This window comes from Vibrio sp. dhg, from assembly GCF_003443775.1.
Taxonomy (GTDB): Bacteria; Pseudomonadota; Gammaproteobacteria; order Enterobacterales; family Vibrionaceae; genus Vibrio; species Vibrio natriegens.
Genome location: NZ_CP028943.1, coordinates 3,195,614 through 3,218,245, shown reverse-complemented (window position 1 = coordinate 3,218,245; position 22,632 = coordinate 3,195,614). Strand labels below are relative to the sequence as shown.

Here is a 22,632-nt window from a genome sequence, read left to right as displayed (position 1 = left end):
GCATTCCATGCCCGACTATTCATCCTGAATAACCGTTTCTTCATCCTGAAGTCTACCAAATCCTTGGTAATTCCTGTTCCGTGTCAGCATCCTTCCGACAGGTTTAATATTACGTTTTTCATGCCTCTCGGCAATGGTGGAAATTCACATTTTTATGGTTTTAATGCAGCTTTAAATAGCACTTTTCTTATTATTCAATGTCTTATGCATTTTGTAGGGTGCTTTTTCTACTAAAAAAGCGTGTTTTACCTAACCCTTTGTGCGAGATCTCGCACAAAGGGGTGGGCCAAAGACGCCTAGTTGCCGATCGCGATTCCTTCTCGGCGTGGATCGGCTGCACCTTCCAGGCCATCTGAGGTGATTCGAATGGCGTGTAAACCAGAATTCAGATCACGAATTTCTGTAGTAAAGCCAATCTTTTCTAACTCTGGTTGTAAGCGGGTGGCCGCAGTACCTTGCTCTATATCCAATGTGCCAAAGCGGTTGAGTAGTCTTGGCTGATTGATAGCTTGCTGGATATCCATATCCCATTGAGTATGAGCAATAATGGTTTGAGCGACGTAACCAATAATGCGGCTGCCTCCCGGCGAACCAATGGCCATATAAGGTTTATCGTCTTTGAGCATGATCGTTGGAGCCATAGAGGAACGCGGACGTTTACCTGGCTCTAAGCGGTTAGCTATCGGAGTTCCATCTTGATGAGTTCGGAAAGAGAAGTCGGTCAATTCGTTGTTAAGTAAAAAGCCACGAACCATTAACCGCGAGCCAAAAGCGTTTTCAATCGTTGTGGTCATGGATACCACATTGCCCTGTTTGTCGACGATATTGAAATGGCTGGTGGACGGAAGCTCTATCGATTCATCCATGCTGAGATTCATTGCATGAGACCATGGAGGGTTTCCGGCAGAGGCTTCTGGCAGTGCTTTACCAACTTCTATCAAGCTAGCTCGCTCTTTGAGGTAGTCGGCATCCAATAGTCCCGCGGTTGGCATGGGTACATAGTCCTGATCTGCCATGTATTTACCACGATCCGCGAAGGCGAGGCGAGAGGCATCCGCTATCACTTGCCATGATTTGGCACTTTCTGCACCCCAGCCTTTGAGATCGTAATGCTCACTGATGGCCAGAATTTGTCCTACCGTTAATGCGCCGGAGCTTGGTGGCCCCATACCGCAGACATCATAGCTTTGATAAGCCACACATACCGGTTCGCGTTGCTTTATTTGGTAGGTATTAAAGTCTGACTGTGCGAGTACTCCCGGATTACCTGGCGCATTTTGGACCGTATCGATGATGTCCTGGGCGATATCACCCTGGTAAAAGGCCACAGCGCCTTTCTCTGCAATTGCGGTTAAAGTTTGCGCGTATTGAGGGTTTTTAAGGGTTGTTCCCGCCGATTTAGGTGAACCATCTGGATTAAAGAAATAAGCTTTGGTCGCAGGGAATCGTGATAGACGCTCAGCGTCGCCTTCTATCAGGCTTGCAAGTCGGGGACTGATGCTAAATCCTTGTTCAGCAAGCTTGATAATGGGTTGAATGATCTTTTTCCATTCTAACTTGCCGTACTTTTGATGCGTATCCCACAACAGCTTGACGGTACCTGGTGTGCCAACGGAGCGGCCGCCGACAACGGCATCGTAAAATTGCAGTGGCTGGCCGTTGTCGTCCAGAAACAATTGTGGGGTAGCAGCCAGTGGGGCGGTTTCTCGGCCATCAAAAGTGGTGAGCTTTTGCTTATCGTTATCCCAATACACCAAGAATGCACCGCCTCCGATACCTGAAGATTGAGGCTCCACTAAACCAAGCATCAATTGAACGGCCACCATCGCATCTATCGCATTACCACCTTGTTCAATTACGTCGGCGCCTGCTTGAGTCGCAATCGGGTTTGCGGCCGTCACCATGTAGTTTTTGGCTTTTTTCAGCTGCTTTTTCTCGACGCCAGTACTTTGCTCAGGTGCTATCGCGTCAGTGGCTTGATTGGCGAGGGCTTGGCTCGTCAGAGTTAAGGTGGAAGTAAGGAAAAGACCCGTAGTGACGAGCCGATTAAACGTCGATTGCATGATGACTCTCCATGTTACCAGTTGAATATCCAGCTTGGCAGTCATGGAGAGGATCGTCGAGTAAGCGGTCTTAGAAATGTCGGTTGTGCGACGCTTTTAAATCAGCCAGTTATACCGCAAAGGTTCGGATGGTTTGCAGTAAGATGCTGCCACCGACTAGCGTGAACACCACACCGCATAAACCATCGATGTAAATACCGGCTTGTTGTAATCGTCGCTGCAATCTTTGTGTAGAGAGCATCCAGGCCAGGCTGGAAAACCAAAGCAGTGATAAACCAAATAGAATCACTAAAGCGATACCTTTTCCAGTAACAGACATGCCAGCAGGAACCAAACTCGACATTAAGCTGACGAAAAAAACTAAGGCTTTTGGATTCAGAATGTTGGTCGCAAAACCCTTAGTGAATGCCTGACGTTTATTACTGATCACCAGATTGTTGGCTTGATTTGACTGATCTGATTGTGGATTTTGGATCATCGCGATCACGGCTCGCAGTGCGCCAATACCTAAATAAAGTAAATAACTGCCACCGATTAATTGCAGAATGGAGTAAAGCGTTGGGTGTTGATGTACTAGGTAGCTCACACCGGTCAGGCTGAAAAAAGAGTGCAGCAAAATACCGAAGGACAAACCAAGCGCGATATATAAACCAGTCTGGCGTCCATGACGAGTGGCGTTTTGTACGACTAACGCGAAATCGGGGCCGGGACTCATTAAAGCAATAAAGTGAATGCTGGCCAGAGTTAGCAGGATGGTTGATTCATTCATAAGACATCTCAAAACATAATGAAGAGGTTTATTCTCTCCGACACCGGCATGCCGCGCTTGTAAAAAACTGACAGTAAATGTCTGAAAGGGACTAGCGTGTTACTTGCGATGGAGAAACGCCGTAAGTCTGCTTAAAGGCTTTACTGAAATGGGCCTGATCGTAAAAGCCAATTTGATGTGCGACTTCTGTTCCGCATTGTCCTGACTGAAGCAGCTTCATTCCTTGCTCGAGACGAAGTCGTGCAAACCAGGCATAGGGCGTCATCCCTGTTTGGGCTTTAAAGTGGCGTTGAAACTGGGTAGGACTTAGCTGGCAGAGTTCAGATAACGACTCTAAACGAACGGACTGATCGAGATTTGCCATTAAGTAATCTTTTAAGGTGTTGAGTGACTGTTTTCCGAGGGGGATGACCCTTTTTCTGGCAAGTGATCCATAGCGATCAAAAAGCTGGTTAAATCCCTCAAACGGAAGACAATCTTTGGTCAACCGACTGAGATTCTTGCGTCGAAGATGGCGGTGTAAGTTACTAAGTTGTGAAAATATCTGTGGATCGGAGATGATCAGCTCATTAAAGCCGATTATTTGACCGTTTTGTTTAAGATCGGCCAGATCACTAAATAGGTGCGGTTCGATCGAGAAGACATTCACTTCATAACCGTCAGCAAGTCTCGATTGACCATCGTGTAACTCATCGGGCGGCATAATCACGATTTGTCCGTGCCCGACTTGGTGGTGACTGCCCTGATAATGGAACTTCTGCTCGCCATGCGTGATCAGACCAAGGTGAAAATCCAGGTGATAGTGCTTTTGAAAAGCAAATTTCTGGTATTTCGCCTCAATCAGACTTAGTTGGTCATGGTCGGTTGCGTAGTATTGAATCTGTTCCATTACATACAAAAAAGCTTGGTCATATAATGACCAAGCTTATCTATGAATTGGTGACTTGTCTTGTAAAAAACGATCACTGAGCTTGAATTGCCCTGCGGGAACGGCGACTGCTGCGCAGTCCATCAAAGCTAAACACTACTAATGCTCCCCAGATAAAGGCGAATGTGATTGCTTTATCCATGGTGAAGGCTTCACCGTAAATCAAGACCGCGAGCAAGAACATCAGACTTGGCCCAATATACTGGAAGAAGCCCAGTGTAGAGAGTTTCAATCGAGTCGCTGCGCCCGTAAAGCAGAGTAATGGCAGTGTCGTCACCACGCCAGCGGCTATCAGCAGTGTATTTAACTGCCACGCGTTGTCAGCCATGCTCGAAGTCGGTGAGCTTGCGATAAAGAACAAATAAATCGCGGCTGCAGGCAGCATGACGAGCGTTTCGATGAATAATCCGGTTTGCGCTTCAACGCTGACTTTTTTGCGCAGTAAGCCATAAATGCCAAAGCTCGTTGCTAATGCCATAGCAACAATAGGTACCGAACCAAATACAACGAGTTGTACCAAGACACCGCAGGCCGCAAGTACGACAGCGAACCACTGCAGTTTACGCAGCCTTTCTCCGAGGAATATCATTCCAAGCAGCACGTTTAGCAGAGGGTTAATGTAATAACCTAAACTGGCATCAAGCATGTGGTTTGCGTTGACCGCCCAAATGAAAATCAGCCAGTTAGCCCCGACTAAAATCGCGGTAGAAACCAGATACAGCATCTTGGTTTTGTTTCTGATGATATCGCTAACCGAGCGCCAATGACGGCCAAAGTGGAGGAGTGCAGCAAGCAAAAAGAAAGACCAAATCACGCGGTGGCTGAGGATTTCTAAAGCTGATACATCAGTAATTGATTTAAAGTATATTGGGGCGATACCCCACATCGTGTAAGCGCCAATTGCAAGCAGGACGCCTTGCCGTGCACGTTGCTGTTCTTCTTGTATCATGACGTGTCACCTAATTGTGTTTATAGAGCGGACGAGCAGTATACGAGTGGTGTTGGCAAACACCTAGTAATTTGCGGTTTTATTCACCATGAAACCCCATTACAATGTGCCCTCATTTTGTATGCTGGTGGCATACAAAAGCATTCCTATGATCACCCAATCTGAGACAATTCATGACCTCGACCTTGTTAGCCGAACCTTCAGACTCGCCTGTAACGCCTCAACGTGTGTTGGAGGACGTCTTCGGTTATCAAAAATTCCGCGATGGTCAGCAAGAAGTTATCGATGCTGCTATTGATGGACAAGACAGCTTGGTGATCATGCCTACCGGCGGTGGTAAATCTCTCTGCTATCAAATTCCCGCGCTGGTACGAAACGGGATCACCTTGGTTATCTCTCCGCTGATTTCTTTGATGAAAGATCAGGTGGACCAGCTAAAAGCCAATGGTGTCGCGGCGGAATGCGTGAACTCGACCATGAACAGAGAAGAACTGCTGAGTGTATATAACCGTATGCACAACGGGCAGCTGAAGCTGATTTATGTTTCTCCAGAGCGGGTCTTGATGCGTGATTTTATTGAACGCCTTGAAAGTCTGCCTCTGGCGATGATTGCGGTTGACGAGGCGCACTGTATCTCGCAGTGGGGACATGATTTCCGTCCTGAATACGCGTCACTGGGCCAGCTTAAACAGCACTTTTCTCATGTTCCATTTATGGCGTTAACGGCGACCGCTGATGATGCCACCCGTCGGGATATCTTAGAGCGTTTAAGACTGAACGACCCGCAGGTTTATCTCGGCAGCTTTGACCGCCCAAACATTCGCTATAATCTGGTGGAAAAACACAAGCCTGTTTCTCAGATCATCCGCTATTTGGAAACCCAGAAAGGGAACTGCGGCATTATTTATTGTGGTAGCCGCAAGAAAGTGGAAATGGTGACAGAGAAACTGTGTAACAACCATATTCGCGCAGCAGGTTATCATGCTGGCATGGATACCGATGAACGCGCTTATGTTCAGGAAGCGTTTCAGCGTGACGATATCCAGATCGTAGTAGCGACCGTCGCTTTTGGTATGGGCATCAATAAACCTAACGTGCGCTTCGTGGTGCATTTTGATATTCCGCGCAATATCGAGTCCTACTATCAGGAAACGGGCCGAGCAGGGAGAGATGGCTTACCAGCAGAAGCGATGATGCTTTTTGACCCAGCCGACATCAGCTGGCTGAGACGCATGCTGGATGAAAAAGACGATGGTCCGCAGAAGCAGGTAGAAAGCCATAAGCTGAATGCGATGAGTGCGTTTGCTGAAGCTCAGACTTGTCGCCGTCAGGTTCTGCTCAACTATTTTGGCGAATATCGTGAGAAACCATGTGGTAACTGCGATATCTGCCTCGATCCACCGAAACACTTCGACGCAACCGAAGAGGCACGCAAAGCGCTGTCTTGTGTCTATCGTGTGAACCAAAGCTTTGGCATGGGTTATGTCGTGGAAGTACTGCGCGGTATGCAAAATATCCGCGTGCGTGAAAATGGCCACGATAAAATATCCACTTATGGAATCGGCCGTGACCACAGCCATGATTATTGGGTAAGTATCTTCCGCCAGTTAATCCATAAAGGTTTGTTGTTCCAGAACATTACCCGTAACTCAACCTTGCAGCTTACGGAAGAAGCGCGTCCTTTACTGCGTGGCGATGTGGCACTGGAGCTCGCGGTACCACGTCTGGATACTGCAGCACGAGCGGCTAAGTCGGATAAACTGACCAGTAAAAACTACGATAAGAAGCTGTTTGCCAAACTGCGTAAACTGCGTAAGTCGATTGCGGATGAAGATGGCTTACCACCTTATGTGGTCTTCAGTGATGCGACACTGATTGATATGGCGGAGATTCTGCCAACCTCTTATGGTGAAATGCTTGCAGTCAGCGGGGTGGGTCAACGTAAACTTGAGAAATACGCCGATCCATTCTTAGATCTTATTCAAGAACATATTACCCATCACGGTTAAGGATATTACATGCACAAGGAATTTGGCCTTGCTGAATACATTGCCGAAGAAGGTCGTTTACTTATTACTGCGCCAAGCTTCGATTTGGATACGTTTCCGGTGCTGGGTGAACGTTTGGTCGGCTTGCTGTCGGCCTCGGTTGTCGAGAAGCAGTGGGATGCCGATATTCATTCGTGGCTTATCGATTTTGAAGGTTGCCGACTGTTTATGAAGGCAGAACACTACAGCGAAGCGATATGGTTTGAAGCACTAGCAGTGGAAGAGAGCAGGGAAGAGCTCGATTATCTTGCCGGATTATTCCAACGCGGATTTTGATCAAAGCAGTATAATCTTGTTAAGGGTGTTTCACATGAAACACCCTTTTTTGTATATACCCAAGTGACTTCAAGATGCAGGATTCAGAGCGGTGTCACTGATTCAAGTTCAAGGAAAACGACGCCGTGGAATAGCGAGCTCTTTCCAAGTTGTTTGACGATGAAATTGTTGCAGTGACACGCTCCCAAAGGGCGAGTTGTCTTGGCTTACATACCTTGTTAACGGTTTTCGATTTAGAACCACTAGATCATCAAATCGTTGCCTTGTCTGTAAGCCAAGTCATTCTCGCTGAACTAAGCATCTTGAGGTTACTTGGGTATAAACGTTTGCGTAAAAACCACTGCTTGCGAGCAAAATTGGTTAATGTATAATCGCCCACCGCTTAGCTCTTAGGAGCCAAGTCAGTTTATTTTTTCATTTTACATTGTTGGTAAGAGTCGTTTTTATTTTAAAAGCGCTCGATTTGGGTTCCCTCGCCCCCAAACCAAACTAAAAAGGTATCGCATGAGTAACTTTACCCCTGCGCAGCAGCGCAACGCCCTTATTTATCTGGTTTTATTCCACCTGATCATTATTGCATCCAGCAATTACCTCGTTCAGCTACCCTTTACGATTTTTGGTCTCCATACCACATGGGGCGCATTTACCTTTCCGTTTATCTTTTTGGCAACGGATTTGACGGTACGTATCTTTGGCGCAGGATTAGCGCGTAAGATCATTTTCTTAGTCATGTTACCAGCGCTGGCCGTGTCTTACCTTTTGTCAGTGGTGTTCTTTGAAGGTCAGTTCCAAGGGTTTGGACACCTAGGAGAATTTAACCTGTTCGTGGCGCGTATCGCGGTGGCGAGTTTTATGGCGTACTTATTGGGTCAAATTCTGGATGTGCATGTCTTCAATCGCCTGCGTCAGATGAAACAATGGTGGGTGGCACCAACCTGTTCAACGCTGTTTGGTAATGCGCTTGATACCATCGCGTTCTTTGCTATCGCATTTTACCAAAGCCCAGATCCATTTATGGCGGAGCACTGGACTGAAATTGCGCTGGTGGACTACGGCTTTAAGCTGGTGATCAGCCTTGGCTTGTTTGTTCCTATGTACGGTGTCTTACTGAATTATCTGATCAAAAAGCTGACCGCAGTGAACCCGAACTTCAAAGTGACGACGACTGCTTAGTCAGGAAGCGTTCCGCGAATACCAAAAAGCCGCTTGTTTTTAACAGCGGCTTTTTGTGTTTTGTAGGGGGATGTACAGCATAGGGAGCATTTAGATCATGGGTGTCCAAAAGCTCTTTGAGCTGTACAGAATCATCATTAAGGCAATAAAAAAGGCTCCCAATGGAGCCTTTTCTCTGTTACAAATTCGCTGTTAGAGCGCTGAAATTGTCAATGGCCAGCCAATATCGGTCTGGCGGTTTGATTCAATTTCCAACTCTGCGGCGGTCAGCGGGTTGGCTTCTAACCACTTTGCATCAATGCTTAGTGTCAAGTTGTCACCTTCGGCAGAAAGTTCCACTTGAGGCTCTAAGCTTTGATTACGTCGATGAGTTAGCAAGACTGCAAGTCGCAATAAGCGCAATAGGCGTTTTGCACTGTTACCAGATAGTGCATGTTGCTCTGGTAATGATGTGAGCTGCTCACGGTAACGGCGGGCTATCTCACCAATAAAGAATTTTTGTGCGCGTGTGAACCCCGGTAAATCCAAGTTTTGCAGCAAGTAAGCGCTGTGTTCACCACCTTTTTTAAAGTCGATGGTTAAGCCAATTTCATGTAACTTGGCTGTGGTTTCCAGTAGAACTTCACCCTGAGGCTCCGCAATCCACGCATCACCACCGGCTTGCTGTAATAGCTTACTTGCAAGGGTTGCTACTTGTTCACCGTACTCGCAATCCAATTGATAACGACTTTGAACACTGCAGATAGTGCGTGAGCGAATGTCTTTTTGGCGCAATTCTTCGACCATTTCGTACACCAGACCTTCTCGCAGAGCGCCGCCTGCAAGGGTCATCGCGTCTATCTCAAGTAACTCAAACACAGCAATCAGAATGGACAGGCCACTTGGGAAGACCAGTGCTCGCTCGAGCGTCAAACCTTCGATGTCGAGCTCTTCTAAATGATCGGCTAACATGGCTTGCTTTTGCAGGCGTTTAAGTTTGGAGTGAGTAATTACTTCGTCCATTCCCTGCGCCAGCATTATCTCTTGTAGCGCCTGAACGGTACCTGAAGCCCCGACACAAACATCCCAACCCAAGTCGATATACTGCTCTAAAATCGGCTTGATGGTCTGTTTTGCCCCTTCTATGGCGGCATCGAAGTTACGAGCATTCAGTTGACGATCTTTGAAGAAGTTCTCCAACCAGGTCACGCAGCCCATTTTTAAACTGGTGAGTGCTTTGGCTTCAAAACCCTCTCCGATGATAAGTTCAGTGCTGGCACCGCCAATATCGACCACAAGACGGCGGCCACTGCCACCAGAAGTATGAGCGACGCCCTTATAGATAGTCGCAGCTTCTTCTTCACCGGAGATAACTTCGATCGGATGACCAAGAATTTGACGTGCTTTCTCGAGAAACTCATCCACATTCGTCGCAGTACGTAATGTCGCAGTACCGACGATACGAATGTTCTGTTTAGGAATATCTTGCAAGCGTTCCGCAAATAGACTTAAGCAGTCCCATCCTCGCTGCATAGCTTCCATACTAAGAGAATTATGTTCATCTAAGCCCGCCGCTAGACGAACTTTGCGCTTAATTTTAGCCATTGTTTGAACGCTGCCATCGATGTGACGCACAACGAGCATGTGAAAACTGTTCGACCCGAGGTCGATGGCGGCGTATAGCGGTGATGATCCTGCTTGACTCATATACGACTTAACATTCCTTTATGATTGTTTTGGCGCTGATTGACGTGGCTGACGAGGACGACGTCCTTGTTGCTTACGGTTACCAGAGCGAGTGCCACCTGTATTCGTACGGCGTTGTTGCGTTCGTGGTGCACGCATACGGATTGGAGCTGGCAGATCTTGAATTAGAGCTGATGCATCATATTCCGATACAGGGATAGTGTGTTCAATGTATTCTTCAATCGCAGGTAGGTTGATCGCGTACTCTTCACAAGCAAAGCTGATAGAGTTGCCGCTCGCACCTGCACGACCGGTACGACCAATACGGTGTACGTAGTCTTCACAATCGTCTGGCAGATCGTAGTTGAATACGTGTGTTACTTGAGGAATATGCAGGCCACGAGCCGCTACATCCGTCGCCACTAGGATATCCACATCACCTTTAGTGAACTGCTCAAGAATCTTTTCACGTTTCTTCTGCGGTACATCACCTGTCAATAGACCAACACGATGGCCGTCTGCCGCCAGGTGACCCCAAACTGATTCACATTTGTGCTTGGTGTTAGCAAATATAATCGCACGATCTGGCCATTCTTCTTCTATAAGTGTTTGAAGAAGCGCCATTTTGTCTTCATTTGAAGGATAGAAAAGTTCTTCCTGGATGCGGTGACCAGTTTTTTGCTCTGGTTCTACCACAACATGTTCTGGGTTATGCATGTGTTCAAACGCGAGTTCTTGTACGCGGTAAGACAGCGTTGCTGAGAACAGCATGTTCAAACGCTCTTTTGGCTCTGGCATACGGCGGAACAAGAAACGGATGTCTTTAATAAAACCAAGATCGAACATGCGGTCGGCTTCATCTAACACCACCGCTTGAATGTTGTTTAGATTAAATACGCGCTGTTTATAGAAATCGATAATACGACCAGTGGTACCGATCAGGATATCTACGCCATCTTGCAGCTTAGCCAGTTGCTTGTCGTAGCTTTCGCCACCGTAAGCCAGTGCTGCTTTTAGGCCCGTGCTTGCAATCAGAGTTTCAGCATCATTGTAGATCTGAATCGCTAACTCACGCGTAGGCGCCATGATGATGGCACGTGGTTGTGTTGGTTTGCGACCTTCGTGCTCCGGTGTCGTCATTAGGTGGTTGAAGGTTGCAGTGAGAAACGCGAGTGTTTTACCAGTGCCCGTTTGGGCCTGGCCTGCGATGTCTTGGCCGGTGAGCAGTACCGGCAACGCCAAGGCTTGGATAGGGGTACAAAACTCAAACCCTTTTTTATCCAATCCATCAATAACTTGGGGCTCTAACCCCAAATCGGCGAACTTTTGCTCTGTGATATGCGTCTTTTTCATGGCTATAGAATATCAGCTAAAGCTTGCATTACGAAAGTAAATACATTCCAATAGGGCATCAAATTACTGGTTATCATCCAACCAGTTTCGAAAAACACATTGGAGTGGAAGATGAGTGATAAGATTTTGCAGCTAACTGATGACGGTTTTGAAAACGATGTAATCAACGCTGCAGGCCCTGTATTAGTAGATTTTTGGGCAGAATGGTGTGGTCCTTGTAAGATGATCGCTCCTATCCTGGACGAAGTCGCTGAAGAGTACGAAGGCAAACTCACTATCGGTAAACTAAACATCGACCATAACGCAGGCACACCACCTAAGTTTGGTATTCGTGGCATTCCAACGCTACTGCTATTCAAAGATGGCAACGTAGCGGCAACGAAAGTTGGTGCTCTGTCTAAAACTCAACTTAAAGAGTTTTTGGACGCAAACATATAATCACCAAGTGATTACAGATAAAACCGTGCAACCATCAATGCACGGTTTTGTTTTTCTAACTCTGGACTAGAATATTAATTAGTGCTAACTTATCGCGCGTTAATTGAACAAATTTCTCTTCTTGGTCGATCCTGTGACCAAATCCATCTTAACTAGAAAACAGATCTTATTTTGACTAAACAAGAATCCACTACCATGAACCTTACCGAACTGAAGAACAGACCTGTGTCTGACCTTGTAAAACTGGGCGAAAGCTTAGGATTAGAGAACCTAGCGCGCTTAAGAAAACAAGACATCATCTTCGCGATTTTAAAAGCGCATGCTAAAGGCGGCGAAGACATCTTTGGCGATGGGGTTCTGGAAATTCTGCAAGACGGCTTTGGTTTCCTACGCAGTGCCGATAGTTCATACCTTGCTGGTCCGGACGATATTTATGTATCGCCAAGTCAGATTCGTCGTTTTAACCTACGTACAGGTGACTCAATTGCCGGTAAAATTCGCCCACCAAAAGACGGCGAACGTTACTTTGCACTTCTGAAAGTCAATACGGTTAACGATGACAAGCCAGACAACGCTCGTAACAAGATCCTATTTGAAAACTTAACGCCTCTGCATGCGAATGAGCGCATGGTAATGGAGCGCGGTAACGGTTCTACAGAAGATATCACGGCACGTGTTCTAGATTTGGCATCGCCAATCGGTAAAGGTCAACGTGGTTTGATTGTTGCTCCGCCAAAAGCGGGTAAGACAATGCTTCTGCAAAACATTGCTCAAAGCATCGCTTATAACCACCCTGAGTGTGAACTCATGGTACTTCTTATCGACGAACGTCCAGAAGAAGTAACAGAGATGCAACGTCTGGTTAAAGGTGAAGTGGTTGCTTCTACATTTGATGAGCCAGCATCTCGTCACGTTCAAGTAGCGGAAATGGTTATCGAGAAAGCGAAGCGCTTGGTAGAACACAAGAAAGATGTGGTTATCCTGCTTGACTCGATTACTCGTCTGGCTCGTGCATACAACACGGTTGTACCTTCATCAGGTAAAGTACTAACAGGTGGTGTGGATGCGAACGCACTGCACCGTCCTAAGCGTTTCTTCGGTGCTGCACGTAATGTAGAAGAAGGCGGTAGCTTAACAATCATCGCAACAGCGCTAGTCGATACTGGTTCTAAGATGGATGAAGTTATCTACGAAGAATTTAAAGGTACAGGTAACATGGAATTGCACCTGAACCGTAAGATTGCAGAGAAGCGTGTTTTCCCTGCGATTGACTTCAACCGCTCAGGTACTCGTCGTGAAGAGCTACTGACTAAGACTGACGAACTGCAGAAAATGTGGATTCTGCGTAAGATTGTTCATCCAATGGGTGAAATCGACGCAATGGAATTCCTCATCGATAAGCTAGCAATGACGAAGACGAACGATGAATTCTTCGATGCGATGCGTCGTCAGTAACAACTGAGTTCTTATTTTGAAAAAGCCACCATAAATTATGGTGGCTTTTTTATTGCTTTCTACCGATAGAAGCCTCAAAATGAGGACTAATGTTATCGGGAGGTTAACATGCAACAAGGAATGTTGTCGTCATTACTCCTGAGTTTGTCACTCGTGACCATACCTATGACCGCGCCTGCGAAGGAAATGCAGGAGTCAGTGGTAGAACAGTGGCTTCAGGATACCCAAATACAAACCAAGGTCTCTGAACTTCTAGAATATGTTGTCAGGGATGAGGTTGACTCGCTTAAATTTTCCCTCAATCGACTGGCGTTACCTCAACAAGAGGTGGTGCGTTTCCGCTTACTCGAAAAACTAGAACAGCAAGACGTGATTCTTACGCCGCGTATGGCGCTATTTGTTGAATCGCAAAGCCGTATTACTCCCACTTATCAAGTACTCGAGCGTGGTGAAGGTTACGAATTCACTGTGCCAGCTTTTAACTTTCCTGCGGTTGCAAGCCGCTTGATCAAGCGCTGGAAGCAAGACCAGAGTACACTAGAATTTGTTCTACAAGCGGAGCGAAAAGAGCTCGATCTCAGCCAGTGGTTAACCGCAGGAACTTCACAACAAACTCAGGCTCGTGAGGCATTATTGATTCGCGAACTCGATAGCTTGTCTCCCGGCGCGTTAAACGCGTTAACCGTACAGTTAACTCAAATAGATGTGACCAGTTGGTTACCGTCCACCGCCGTCATTGCTCGTTTAGCGCAAGTGAGCCAGGACCAGTCGATGTACGATTTGTTGTGGAGAATGAGAGCGGACTACAACAGCCATGCCGAGCTGGAGAGATTAGCAGAAGCAGGCGATGCTTTTTCATTGCAGCAGTTGATGAACTCCACGGTGAATCCAACGCTCAAACCTTATGCTATCGGTCTTTTAACCAAAGCGAATCCATTAAGCCCCGAAGTGAAACAGTTTTTAATCACTAAGATGGCTTTGTCTGAAGAAGCGACATTGGTGGCGAGAGAGTTAGCGCAACAGGGCCATCAAAGCTGGCTTAAAGAGTTAGTGACGGGGAATTATCAGGTTAAAGCCCGTCAAATAGAGCAAGTGTTGCAGTAATACAATCCTTATACCCACACAAAATAGGAGGACCTTAGTGTCCTCCTATTTGTTATACTGCGAAAAGTTTAATCAGTCAGTAGTCATGAAGGCCTATGAGTTTTAAGGATTTACGCGAATATATTGATCACCTGGAACAGAAAGGTCGACTCAAGCGCATTACTCACCCTGTTGATCCCGCTTATGAAATGACAGAAATCAGCGATCGTACTCTGCGAGCTGGTGGTCCTGCATTATTATTTGAAAACCCTATTGGTTACGATGTTCCGGTTTTAACCAACCTGTTCGGCACCCCGGAAAGGGTCGCGATTGGTATGGGACGTGAAGACGTAAAAGAACTGCGTGAAGTCGGTAAACTGTTGGCTTATCTCAAAGAGCCTGAGCCGCCAAAAGGCTTCAAAGATGCGCTAGAAAAGCTGCCTGTCTTTAAGCAAGTCTTGAATATGCCAGCTAAGCGTCTGCGTAAAGCGCCTTGTCAAGAGATCGTGTGGCAGGGTGACGAAGTCGATTTGAATAAGATTCCGGTGATGAGCTGCTGGGCAGAAGACGTAGCACCATTATTGACGTGGGGTTTGACGGTTACCAAAGGGCCGAATAAAAAACGCCAAAACCTCGGTATCTACCGCCAGCAGAAAATCGCTAAAAACAAAATCATCATGCGCTGGCTTGCCCACCGTGGTGGCGCGTTAGACCTACGTGACTGGATGGAGACCAACCCCGGCAAGCCATTCCCAGTATCGGTCGCATTCGGTGCGGATCCTGCGACTATTCTTGGTGCGGTAACACCAGTACCTGATACATTGTCAGAATATGCTTTTGCTGGCTTATTGCGTGGCAGTAAAACGGAAGTCGTCAAATCCATCAGTAACGAACTGGAAGTGCCAGCGAGTGCTGAGATAGTAATGGAAGGCTACATCGACCCGACTGAGTTTGCGAATGAAGGCCCGTATGGCGATCACACGGGCTACTATAACGAAAAAGAAAAGCATCATGTCTTTACCATTACTCATATCACTATGCGTAAAGACCCGATTTATCACAGCACTTACACTGGTCGTCCGCCCGATGAGCCCGCCGTTCTGGGTGTAGCACTGAACGAAGTCTTTGTGCCTATTCTGCAAAAGCAATTTCCTGAGATAGAAGATTTCTATCTGCCTCCAGAAGGTTGTTCGTACCGTATGGCGGTCGTGACGTTGAAGAAGCAATATCCGGGACATGCGAAACGCGTCATGATGGGCGTCTGGTCTTTCTTACGCCAGTTTATGTACACCAAGTTTGTGATTGTGTGTGATGAGTCGGTAAATGCGCGTGACTGGAATGACGTGGTGAAAGCCATGTCTGAGCATATGGACCCAGTGCGTGATACGGTAATGATTGATAACACGCCGATAGACTCACTGGATTTTGCTTCTCCGGTTGTTGGTTTGGGCTCCAAAATGGGACTCGATGCGACCATAAAATGGGAAGCGGAGTTGGCGACTCGCACGCAAGTCAATCCTTCAGAGAGCAAACCGATCACTCAAGAAGACTTAGACTCACTAAAAGCCCTTCGTCCGGACATTGTCGATATCTATCTACCTCCGACGGCAAACAACCAGTTCGCTGTGGTAACAATGAAGAAAGACGAAGCGGGTCAATCCCAGGCATTGCTTGAAAGTCTGTGGGCATACTTTGCCGACTACACAGACATTAAGTTCATCATTTTATGTGATGACGACGTTAATGCACGGGATTGGAATGATATTATTTGGGCAGTAACGACTCGCATGGATCCTGATAGAGATACGATTCAACTTCGGGGAAGCTCGTCGAGCAGTTCGAAACTAGCGCTCGATGCGACCAATAAGTTTGAGTCTGAGGTAACGCGCGAGTGGGGTATCCCAATTAAGAAAGATCCTAAACTTGTCGCTAAAATTGATGAGATTTGGGACCAGTTAGGTATTCTATGAGTCATACAGTCCTCCTTCTTCCTATAAACATATCATTTGAGGTTGAAGCTGGGGAGACGGTGTTGGAAGCTGCGCTCAACAATAATATTCGCTTCCCACATCGTTGCCGAGTTGGCGCTTGTGCCATGTGTATGTGTAAAAAGGTAACGGGCGAGGTGAGTTATCATCTGGAACCCATGTTAACCGACAAAGAACAGCAGCAAGGTTGGATATTTCCTTGCCAAGCCTATACAGAAAGTAATTTAGTGCTTACTTTTGATGAGTAAGCGAGAGGGACATCATGACCATCCAATGTAAAGTAAAGTCTATTCAGCCGTTAGCTTGTAATACTTATCAAATTCTACTTCACCCAGAATCACCAGTGTCTTTCAAAGCTGGCCAATACCTTATGGTTGTGATGGGTGAGAAAGACAAGCGCCCGTTTTCTATCGCAAGTAGCCCTTGCCGACATGAAGGTGAGTTGGAACTGCACATTGGTGCGGCAGAACATAACGCTTACGCAATAGAAGTCGTAGAATCGATGAAAGCAGCATTAGAATCGGGTGGTGATATTGAAATTGATGCGCCTCATGGAGACGCTTGGATTCAAGAAGATAGCGAGCGTTCTTTATTACTGATCGCTGGTGGTACAGGATTCAGTTACGTACGCTCGATCTTGGATCATTGTGTTGCACAGAATAAGACTAATGAAATCTACTTGTACTGGGGTGCTCGTGACGAAAGCCAGTTATACGCAAAAGATGAACTTATCGCTATCTCAGAGAAGTTTTCTAACGTGCACTTTATTCCTGTAGTAGAAGACGCTCCCGCTGAGTGGCAAGGTAAAGTTGGAAACGTGCTACAAGCCGTCAGTGACGATTTCGAAAGTCTGGAAGACTATGATATCTATATTGCTGGTCGCTTTGAAATGGCGGGCGCAGCTCGAGAACAGTTTACTCAAAATAAGAAAGCCAAAAGCGAACGTATGTACGCAGACGCGTACGCTTTCATTTAAATACGGCTTTTATGCGATAAAAAAGAGGGTTTATTACCCTCTTTTTTACGTTTTTGATTAAATAATCATCGAGTGTTCGTTTTTTTGGTTTTTTTTCTAAAAAAGGGTTGCGCTCCAATCGTAACTCCCTATAATGCGCATCCACCGACACGGCAGACGCGATAAGGCTTCAGCAGGGTCGGAGAGGTAAAAGCTTCTACGAAAAATTAGTTGAAAAAAGTGTTTGACACTTACAATTAAATCGCTAGAATGCACCTCCGCTTTGAGAGAAAAGTTTCTCGCAAAGCAAGCTCTTTAACAATATAGACCTATCAATCTGTGTGGGCACTCGTTGATGATAATCCAATTAGAAACTTCGGTTTCAAATTAGGTTTCAATGATACGAAGTGACCATTGAATCTTCGGATTCAGCACAGTCAATTCAAACATTACTTTATGTAATGTTCAGTATTCATTGAGCCGAACAAAATCTTAAATTGAAGAGTTTGATCATGGCTCAGATTGAACGCTGGCGGCAGGCCTAACACATGCAAGTCGAGCGGAAACGAGTTAACTGAACCTTCGGGGGACGTTAACGGCGTCGAGCGGCGGACGGGTGAGTAATGCCTAGGAAATTGCCCTGATGTGGGGGATAACCATTGGAAACGATGGCTAATACCGCATGATGCCTACGGGCCAAAGAGGGGGACCTTCGGGCCTCTCGCGTCAGGATATGCCTAGGTGGGATTAGCTAGTTGGTGAGGTAAGGGCTCACCAAGGCGACGATCCCTAGCTGGTCTGAGAGGATGATCAGCCACACTGGAACTGAGACACGGTCCAGACTCCTACGGGAGGCAGCAGTGGGGAATATTGCACAATGGGCGCAAGCCTGATGCAGCCATGCCGCGTGTGTGAAGAAGGCCTTCGGGTTGTAAAGCACTTTCAGTCGTGAGGAAGGTTTATGCGTTAATAGCGTATAGATTTGACGTTAGCGACAGAAGAAGCACCGGCTAACTCCGTGCCAGCAGCCGCGGTAATACGGAGGGTGCGAGCGTTAATCGGAATTACTGGGCGTAAAGCGCATGCAGGTGGTTTGTTAAGTCAGATGTGAAAGCCCGGGGCTCAACCTCGGAATAGCATTTGAAACTGGCAGACTAGAGTACTGTAGAGGGGGGTAGAATTTCAGGTGTAGCGGTGAAATGCGTAGAGATCTGAAGGAATACCGGTGGCGAAGGCGGCCCCCTGGACAGATACTGACACTCAGATGCGAAAGCGTGGGGAGCAAACAGGATTAGATACCCTGGTAGTCCACGCCGTAAACGATGTCTACTTGGAGGTTGTGGCCTTGAGCCGTGGCTTTCGGAGCTAACGCGTTAAGTAGACCGCCTGGGGAGTACGGTCGCAAGATTAAAACTCAAATGAATTGACGGGGGCCCGCACAAGCGGTGGAGCATGTGGTTTAATTCGATGCAACGCGAAGAACCTTACCTACTCTTGACATCCAGAGAACTTTCCAGAGATGGATTGGTGCCTTCGGGAACTCTGAGACAGGTGCTGCATGGCTGTCGTCAGCTCGTGTTGTGAAATGTTGGGTTAAGTCCCGCAACGAGCGCAACCCTTATCCTTGTTTGCCAGCGAGTAATGTCGGGAACTCCAGGGAGACTGCCGGTGATAAACCGGAGGAAGGTGGGGACGACGTCAAGTCATCATGGCCCTTACGAGTAGGGCTACACACGTGCTACAATGGCGCATACAGAGGGCGGCCAACTTGCGAAAGTGAGCGAATCCCAAAAAGTGCGTCGTAGTCCGGATTGGAGTCTGCAACTCGACTCCATGAAGTCGGAATCGCTAGTAATCGTGGATCAGAATGCCACGGTGAATACGTTCCCGGGCCTTGTACACACCGCCCGTCACACCATGGGAGTGGGCTGCAAAAGAAGTAGGTAGTTTAACCTTCGGGGGGACGCTTACCACTTTGTGGTTCATGACTGGGGTGAAGTCGTAACAAGGTAGCGCTAGGGGAACCTGGCGCTGGATCACCTCCTTATACGATGATTATTCACGATGAGTGTCCACACAGATTGATACGGTTTATGTAAAAGAGACGATACTGGGTCTGTAGCTCAGGTGGTTAGAGCGTTCGCCTGATAAGCGAGAGGTCGGTGGTTCGAGTCCACTCAGACCCACCAATTCCCTTCCCAAGGAATTGGCATACAGTATCGACACACCTTGATGGGGCTATAGCTCAGCTGGGAGAGCGCCTGCCTTGCACGCAGGAGGTCAGCAGTTCGATCCTGCTTAGCTCCACCATCTTTAAGCATTCTTACGAGTGTGTTTAAAAATGGTTCTTAAATGAATCTAGCTCTTTAACAATTTGGAAAGCTGACAAATCAAACTTTTTAAGTTTGATTGTAAAGTTCTCAAAGTATTCATGTATTTGAATACAACTAAAAACACATTCAAGTGTTCTTGGAATTTGAGTCCGGCAAAATCGAAAGCTGTCTCGCTCATTCAAATAATGAGACAGCAACTTTGGTTGTTTAACATCAATTCGAAACTCCTTCGGGTTGTATGGTTAAGTGACTAAGCGTACACGGTGGATGCCTTGGCAGTCAGAGGCGATGAAGGACGTATTAATTTGCGATAAGCCCAGATTAGGCAGTAAAAGCCACTTGAGTCTGGGATTTCCGAATGGGGAAACCCACTTACATAAGTAAGTATCCTGTTGTGAATACATAGCAACAGGAGGCGAACCGGGGGAACTGAAACATCTAAGTACCCCGAGGAAAAGAAATCAACCGAGATTCCGAAAGTAGCGGCGAGCGAAATTGGACTAGCCCTTAAGCTTTACACGCGTTAGACGAACAGTCTGGAAAGGCCGACGATACAGGGTGATAGTCCCGTAGTTGACGATGTGTGTTCAGTGAAATCGAGTAGGGCGGGACACGTGATATCCTGTCTGAATATGGGGGGACCATCCTCCAAGGCTAAATACTACTGACTGACCGATAGTGAACCAGTACCGTGAGGGAAAGGCGAAAAGAACCCCTGTGAGGGGAGTGAAATAGAACCTGAAACCGTGTACGTACAAGCAGTAGGAGCACCTTCGTGGTGTGACTGCGTACCTTTTGTATAATGGGTCAGCGACTTATATTCAGTGGCAAGGTTAACCATCTAGGGGAGCCGTAGGGAAACCGAGTCTTAACTGGGCGTTCAGTCTCTGGATATAGACCCGAAACCAGGTGATCTAGCCATGGGCAGGTTGAAGGTTGAGTAACATCAACTGGAGGACCGAACCGACTAATGTTGAAAAATTAGCGGATGACTTGTGGCTAGGGGTGAAAGGCCAATCAAACCTGGAGATAGCTGGTTCTCCCCGAAAGCTATTTAGGTAGCGCCTCGGACGAATACTACTGGGGGTAGAGCACTGTTAAGGCTAGGGGGTCATCCCGACTTACCAACCCTTTGCAAACTCCGAATACCAGTAAGTACTATCCGGGAGACACACGGCGGGTGCTAACGTCCGTCGTGGAGAGGGAAACAACCCAGACCGCCAGCTAAGGTCCCAAATTACTACTAAGTGGGAAACGATGTGGGAAGGCTCAGACAGCCAGGATGTTGGCTTAGAAGCAGCCATCATTTAAAGAAAGCGTAATAGCTCACTGGTCGAGTCGGCCTGCGCGGAAGATGTAACGGGGCTAAGTAGTAAACCGAAGCTGCGGCAATATACTTTTGTATATTGGGTAGGGGAGCGTTCTGTAAGCGGTTGAAGGTGTGTGGTAACGCATGCTGGACGTATCAGAAGTGCGAATGCTGACATGAGTAACGATAAAGGGGGTGAAAAACCTCCTCGCCGGAAGACCAAGGGTTCCTGTCCAACGTTAATCGGGGCAGGGTAAGTCGACCCCTAAGGCGAGGCCGAAAGGCGTAGTCGATGGGAAACGGGTTAATATTCCCGTACTTCTTACAATTGCGATGGGGGGACGGAGAAGGCTAGGTGGGCCTGGCGACGGTTGTCCAGGTTCAAGTGCGTAGGCTTGAGAGTTAGGTAAATCCGGCTCTCTTTAAGGCTGAGACACGACGTCGAGCTACTACGGTAGTGAAGTCATTGATGCCATGCTTCCAGGAAAAGCCTCTAAGCTTCAGATTGTAAGGAATCGTACCCCAAACCGACACAGGTGGTCGGGTAGAGAATACCAAGGCGCTTGAGAGAACTCGGGTGAAGGAACTAGGCAAAATGGTACCGTAACTTCGGGAGAAGGTACGCTCTCGACGGTGAAGTCCCTTGCGGATGGAGCTATTGAGAGTCGCAGATACCAGGTGGCTGCAACTGTTTATTAAAAACACAGCACTGTGCAAAATCGTAAGATGACGTATACGGTGTGACGCCTGCCCGGTGCCGGAAGGTTAATTGATGGGGTTAGACTTCGGTCGAAGCTCTTGATCGAAGCCCCGGTAAACGGCGGCCGTAACTATAACGGTCCTAAGGTAGCGAAATTCCTTGTCGGGTAAGTTCCGACCTGCACGAATGGCGTAATGATGGCCACGCTGTCTCCACCCGAGACTCAGTGAAATTGAAATCGCTGTGAAGATGCAGTGTACCCGCGGCTAGACGGAAAGACCCCGTGAACCTTTACTACAGCTTGGCACTGAACATTGACCCTACATGTGTAGGATAGGTGGGAGGCTTTGAAACAGGTACGCCAGTATCTGTGGAGCCGTCCTTGAAATACCACCCTTGTAGTGTTGATGTTCTAACGTCGACCCCTTATCGGGGTTGCGGACAGTGCCTGGTGGGTAGTTTGACTGGGGCGGTCTCCTCCCAAAGCGTAACGGAGGAGCACGAAGGTGGGCTAATCACGGTTGGACATCGTGAGGTTAGTGCAATGGCATAAGCCCGCTTGACTGCGAGAATGACAATTCGAGCAGGTGCGAAAGCAGGTCATAGTGATCCGGTGGTTCTGAATGGAAGGGCCATCGCTCAACGGATAAAAGGTACTCCGGGGATAACAGGCTGATACCGCCCAAGAGTTCATATCGACGGCGGTGTTTGGCACCTCGATGTCGGCTCATCACATCCTGGGGCTGAAGTCGGTCCCAAGGGTATGGCTGTTCGCCATTTAAAGTGGTACGCGAGCTGGGTTTAGAACGTCGTGAGACAGTTCGGTCCCTATCTGCCGTGGGCGTTGGAGAATTGAAAGGGGCTGCTCCTAGTACGAGAGGACCGGAGTGGACGAACCTCTGGTGTTCGGGTTGTGTCGCCAGACGCATTGCCCGGTAGCTAAGTTCGGGATCGATAACCGCTGAAAGCATCTAAGCGGGAAGCGAGCCTTGAGATGAGTTCTCCCTGATACTTTAAGTATCCTAAAGGGTTGTCGTAGACTACGACGTTGATAGGCAGGGTGTGTAAGCGTTGTGAGGCGTTGAGCTAACCTGTACTAATTGCCCGTGAGGCTTAACCATACAACACCCAAGGGGTTTTGATGGAC

General features: G+C 47.5%; 15 protein-coding genes, 2 tRNA genes and 2 rRNA genes. 13 read left to right on the top strand and 6 right to left on the bottom strand.

Annotated features, from left to right (window positions below; translation table 11 throughout):
* Window positions 1-296: 296 nt before the first annotated feature.
* The 4 genes from ggt to rarD all read right to left on the bottom strand — a co-directional run bounded on the left by ggt (window position 297) and on the right by rarD (window position 4,709).
* Complete coding sequence (gene ggt / locus DBX26_RS15065) at window positions 297-2,063, bottom strand: gamma-glutamyltransferase (RefSeq protein ID WP_118119640.1); 1,767 nt, start codon at window positions 2,061-2,063, stop codon at window positions 297-299.
* Window positions 2,064-2,172: 109 nt separating this feature from the next.
* Complete coding sequence (locus tag DBX26_RS15060; protein WP_118119638.1) at window positions 2,173-2,832, bottom strand: LysE family translocator; 660 nt, start codon at window positions 2,830-2,832, stop codon at window positions 2,173-2,175.
* 91 nt (window positions 2,833-2,923) lie between these two features.
* Window positions 2,924-3,721, bottom strand: a complete 798-nt coding sequence (locus DBX26_RS15055; protein ID WP_162889710.1) for an AraC family transcriptional regulator — start codon at window positions 3,719-3,721, stop codon at window positions 2,924-2,926.
* A 73-nt stretch (window positions 3,722-3,794) separates the two neighbouring features.
* The gene (rarD, locus tag DBX26_RS15050; protein ID WP_020333388.1) at window positions 3,795-4,709 is read right to left on the bottom strand and encodes an EamA family transporter RarD; all 915 of its coding nucleotides are present in this window, start codon (window positions 4,707-4,709) and stop codon (window positions 3,795-3,797) included.
* Window positions 4,710-4,882: 173 nt separating this feature from the next.
* Here rarD and recQ point away from each other — a divergent pair, with 173 nt between their 5' ends.
* The 3 genes from recQ (at window position 4,883) to DBX26_RS15035 (ending at window position 8,206) form a co-directional block, all read left to right on the top strand.
* Window positions 4,883-6,718: an ATP-dependent DNA helicase RecQ gene (recQ, locus tag DBX26_RS15045; RefSeq protein WP_118119634.1), complete on the top strand. Its 1,836-nt coding sequence runs from the start codon at window positions 4,883-4,885 to the stop codon at window positions 6,716-6,718.
* 9 nt (window positions 6,719-6,727) lie between these two features.
* Window positions 6,728-7,033 carry a DUF3630 family protein gene (locus tag DBX26_RS15040; protein WP_014233352.1) on the top strand — a complete coding sequence of 102 codons (306 nt, stop codon included), beginning with the start codon at window positions 6,728-6,730 and terminating at the stop codon, window positions 7,031-7,033.
* 504 nt (window positions 7,034-7,537) lie between these two features.
* Window positions 7,538-8,206: a 7-cyano-7-deazaguanine/7-aminomethyl-7-deazaguanine transporter gene (locus tag DBX26_RS15035; protein ID WP_118119632.1), complete on the top strand. Its 669-nt coding sequence runs from the start codon at window positions 7,538-7,540 to the stop codon at window positions 8,204-8,206.
* A 192-nt stretch (window positions 8,207-8,398) separates the two neighbouring features.
* On the opposite strand, the gene gppA is transcribed toward DBX26_RS15035, so the two are convergent.
* Together gppA and rhlB are read right to left on the bottom strand one after the other, a co-directional pair.
* Window positions 8,399-9,892, bottom strand: a complete 1,494-nt coding sequence (gene gppA / locus DBX26_RS15030) for a guanosine-5'-triphosphate,3'-diphosphate diphosphatase (protein ID WP_014233350.1) — start codon at window positions 9,890-9,892, stop codon at window positions 8,399-8,401.
* Window positions 9,893-9,910: 18 nt separating this feature from the next.
* On the bottom strand, window positions 9,911-11,224 hold the full coding sequence (gene rhlB, locus DBX26_RS15025) for an ATP-dependent RNA helicase RhlB (RefSeq protein ID WP_014233349.1): 1,314 nt from the start codon (window positions 11,222-11,224) through the stop codon (window positions 9,911-9,913).
* A 111-nt stretch (window positions 11,225-11,335) separates the two neighbouring features.
* Between rhlB and trxA the strand changes: the two genes are divergently transcribed.
* The 10 genes from trxA to DBX26_RS14965 all read left to right on the top strand — a co-directional run bounded on the left by trxA (window position 11,336) and on the right by DBX26_RS14965 (window position 22,606).
* Window positions 11,336-11,662, top strand: a complete 327-nt coding sequence (trxA, locus tag DBX26_RS15020; protein WP_014233348.1) for a thioredoxin TrxA — start codon at window positions 11,336-11,338, stop codon at window positions 11,660-11,662.
* A 195-nt stretch (window positions 11,663-11,857) separates the two neighbouring features.
* A complete protein-coding gene (rho, locus tag DBX26_RS15015; protein WP_005378757.1) occupies window positions 11,858-13,117 on the top strand; it encodes a transcription termination factor Rho in 1,260 nt (419 codons plus the stop codon).
* 108 nt (window positions 13,118-13,225) lie between these two features.
* Window positions 13,226-14,221, top strand: coding sequence for a hypothetical protein (locus DBX26_RS15005; protein WP_020333381.1), 996 nt, complete (start codon window positions 13,226-13,228; stop codon window positions 14,219-14,221).
* Between the two features lie 95 nt (window positions 14,222-14,316).
* Window positions 14,317-16,170, top strand: a complete 1,854-nt coding sequence (ubiD, locus tag DBX26_RS15000) for a 4-hydroxy-3-polyprenylbenzoate decarboxylase (protein WP_014233346.1) — start codon at window positions 14,317-14,319, stop codon at window positions 16,168-16,170.
* Window positions 16,167-16,436 (top strand): 2Fe-2S iron-sulfur cluster-binding protein, encoded by a 270-nt coding sequence (locus DBX26_RS14995; RefSeq protein WP_014233345.1) that lies wholly within the window; start codon window positions 16,167-16,169, stop codon window positions 16,434-16,436. The genes ubiD and DBX26_RS14995 overlap by 4 nt, the downstream gene beginning before the upstream one ends.
* Before the next feature lie 14 nt (window positions 16,437-16,450).
* Window positions 16,451-17,164, top strand: coding sequence for an NAD(P)H-flavin reductase (fre, locus tag DBX26_RS14990; protein ID WP_014233344.1), 714 nt, complete (start codon window positions 16,451-16,453; stop codon window positions 17,162-17,164).
* 473 nt (window positions 17,165-17,637) lie between these two features.
* A 16S ribosomal RNA gene (locus DBX26_RS14980) occupies window positions 17,638-19,190 on the top strand.
* Between the two features lie 65 nt (window positions 19,191-19,255).
* Window positions 19,256-19,332: transfer RNA gene (locus tag DBX26_RS14975), tRNA-Ile, on the top strand.
* 45 nt (window positions 19,333-19,377) lie between these two features.
* A tRNA-Ala gene (locus tag DBX26_RS14970) sits at window positions 19,378-19,453 on the top strand.
* A 263-nt stretch (window positions 19,454-19,716) separates the two neighbouring features.
* A 23S ribosomal RNA gene (locus DBX26_RS14965) occupies window positions 19,717-22,606 on the top strand.
* The 16S and 23S rRNA genes sit together here with 2 tRNA genes alongside, the layout of an rRNA operon.
* The last annotated feature ends 26 nt before the right edge of the window (window positions 22,607-22,632 follow it).

What these genes read in the sequence shown, in the direction of transcription:
- DBX26_RS15055 (WP_162889710.1), bottom strand. Translation starts at nt 3,721, where the DNA reads ATGGAACAGATTCAATACTACGCAACCGACCATGACCAACTAAGTCTG.
- gppA (WP_014233350.1), bottom strand. Translation starts at nt 9,892, where the DNA reads ATGAGTCAAGCAGGATCATCACCGCTATACGCCGCCATCGACCTCGGG.
- rhlB (WP_014233349.1), bottom strand. Translation starts at nt 11,224, where the DNA reads ATGAAAAAGACGCATATCACAGAGCAAAAGTTCGCCGATTTGGGGTTA.
- DBX26_RS15005 (WP_020333381.1), top strand. Translation starts at nt 13,226, where the DNA reads ATGCAACAAGGAATGTTGTCGTCATTACTCCTGAGTTTGTCACTCGTG.
- fre (WP_014233344.1), top strand. Translation starts at nt 16,451, where the DNA reads ATGACCATCCAATGTAAAGTAAAGTCTATTCAGCCGTTAGCTTGTAAT.
- DBX26_RS15035 (WP_118119632.1), top strand. Translation starts at nt 7,538, where the DNA reads ATGAGTAACTTTACCCCTGCGCAGCAGCGCAACGCCCTTATTTATCTG.
- rarD (WP_020333388.1), bottom strand. Translation starts at nt 4,709, where the DNA reads ATGATACAAGAAGAACAGCAACGTGCACGGCAAGGCGTCCTGCTTGCA.
- DBX26_RS14995 (WP_014233345.1), top strand. Translation starts at nt 16,167, where the DNA reads ATGAGTCATACAGTCCTCCTTCTTCCTATAAACATATCATTTGAGGTT.
- ggt (WP_118119640.1), bottom strand. Translation starts at nt 2,063, where the DNA reads ATGCAATCGACGTTTAATCGGCTCGTCACTACGGGTCTTTTCCTTACT.
- DBX26_RS15060 (WP_118119638.1), bottom strand. Translation starts at nt 2,832, where the DNA reads ATGAATGAATCAACCATCCTGCTAACTCTGGCCAGCATTCACTTTATT.
- recQ (WP_118119634.1), top strand. Translation starts at nt 4,883, where the DNA reads ATGACCTCGACCTTGTTAGCCGAACCTTCAGACTCGCCTGTAACGCCT.
- DBX26_RS15040 (WP_014233352.1), top strand. Translation starts at nt 6,728, where the DNA reads ATGCACAAGGAATTTGGCCTTGCTGAATACATTGCCGAAGAAGGTCGT.
- rho (WP_005378757.1), top strand. Translation starts at nt 11,858, where the DNA reads ATGAACCTTACCGAACTGAAGAACAGACCTGTGTCTGACCTTGTAAAA.
- trxA (WP_014233348.1), top strand. Translation starts at nt 11,336, where the DNA reads ATGAGTGATAAGATTTTGCAGCTAACTGATGACGGTTTTGAAAACGAT.
- ubiD (WP_014233346.1), top strand. Translation starts at nt 14,317, where the DNA reads ATGAGTTTTAAGGATTTACGCGAATATATTGATCACCTGGAACAGAAA.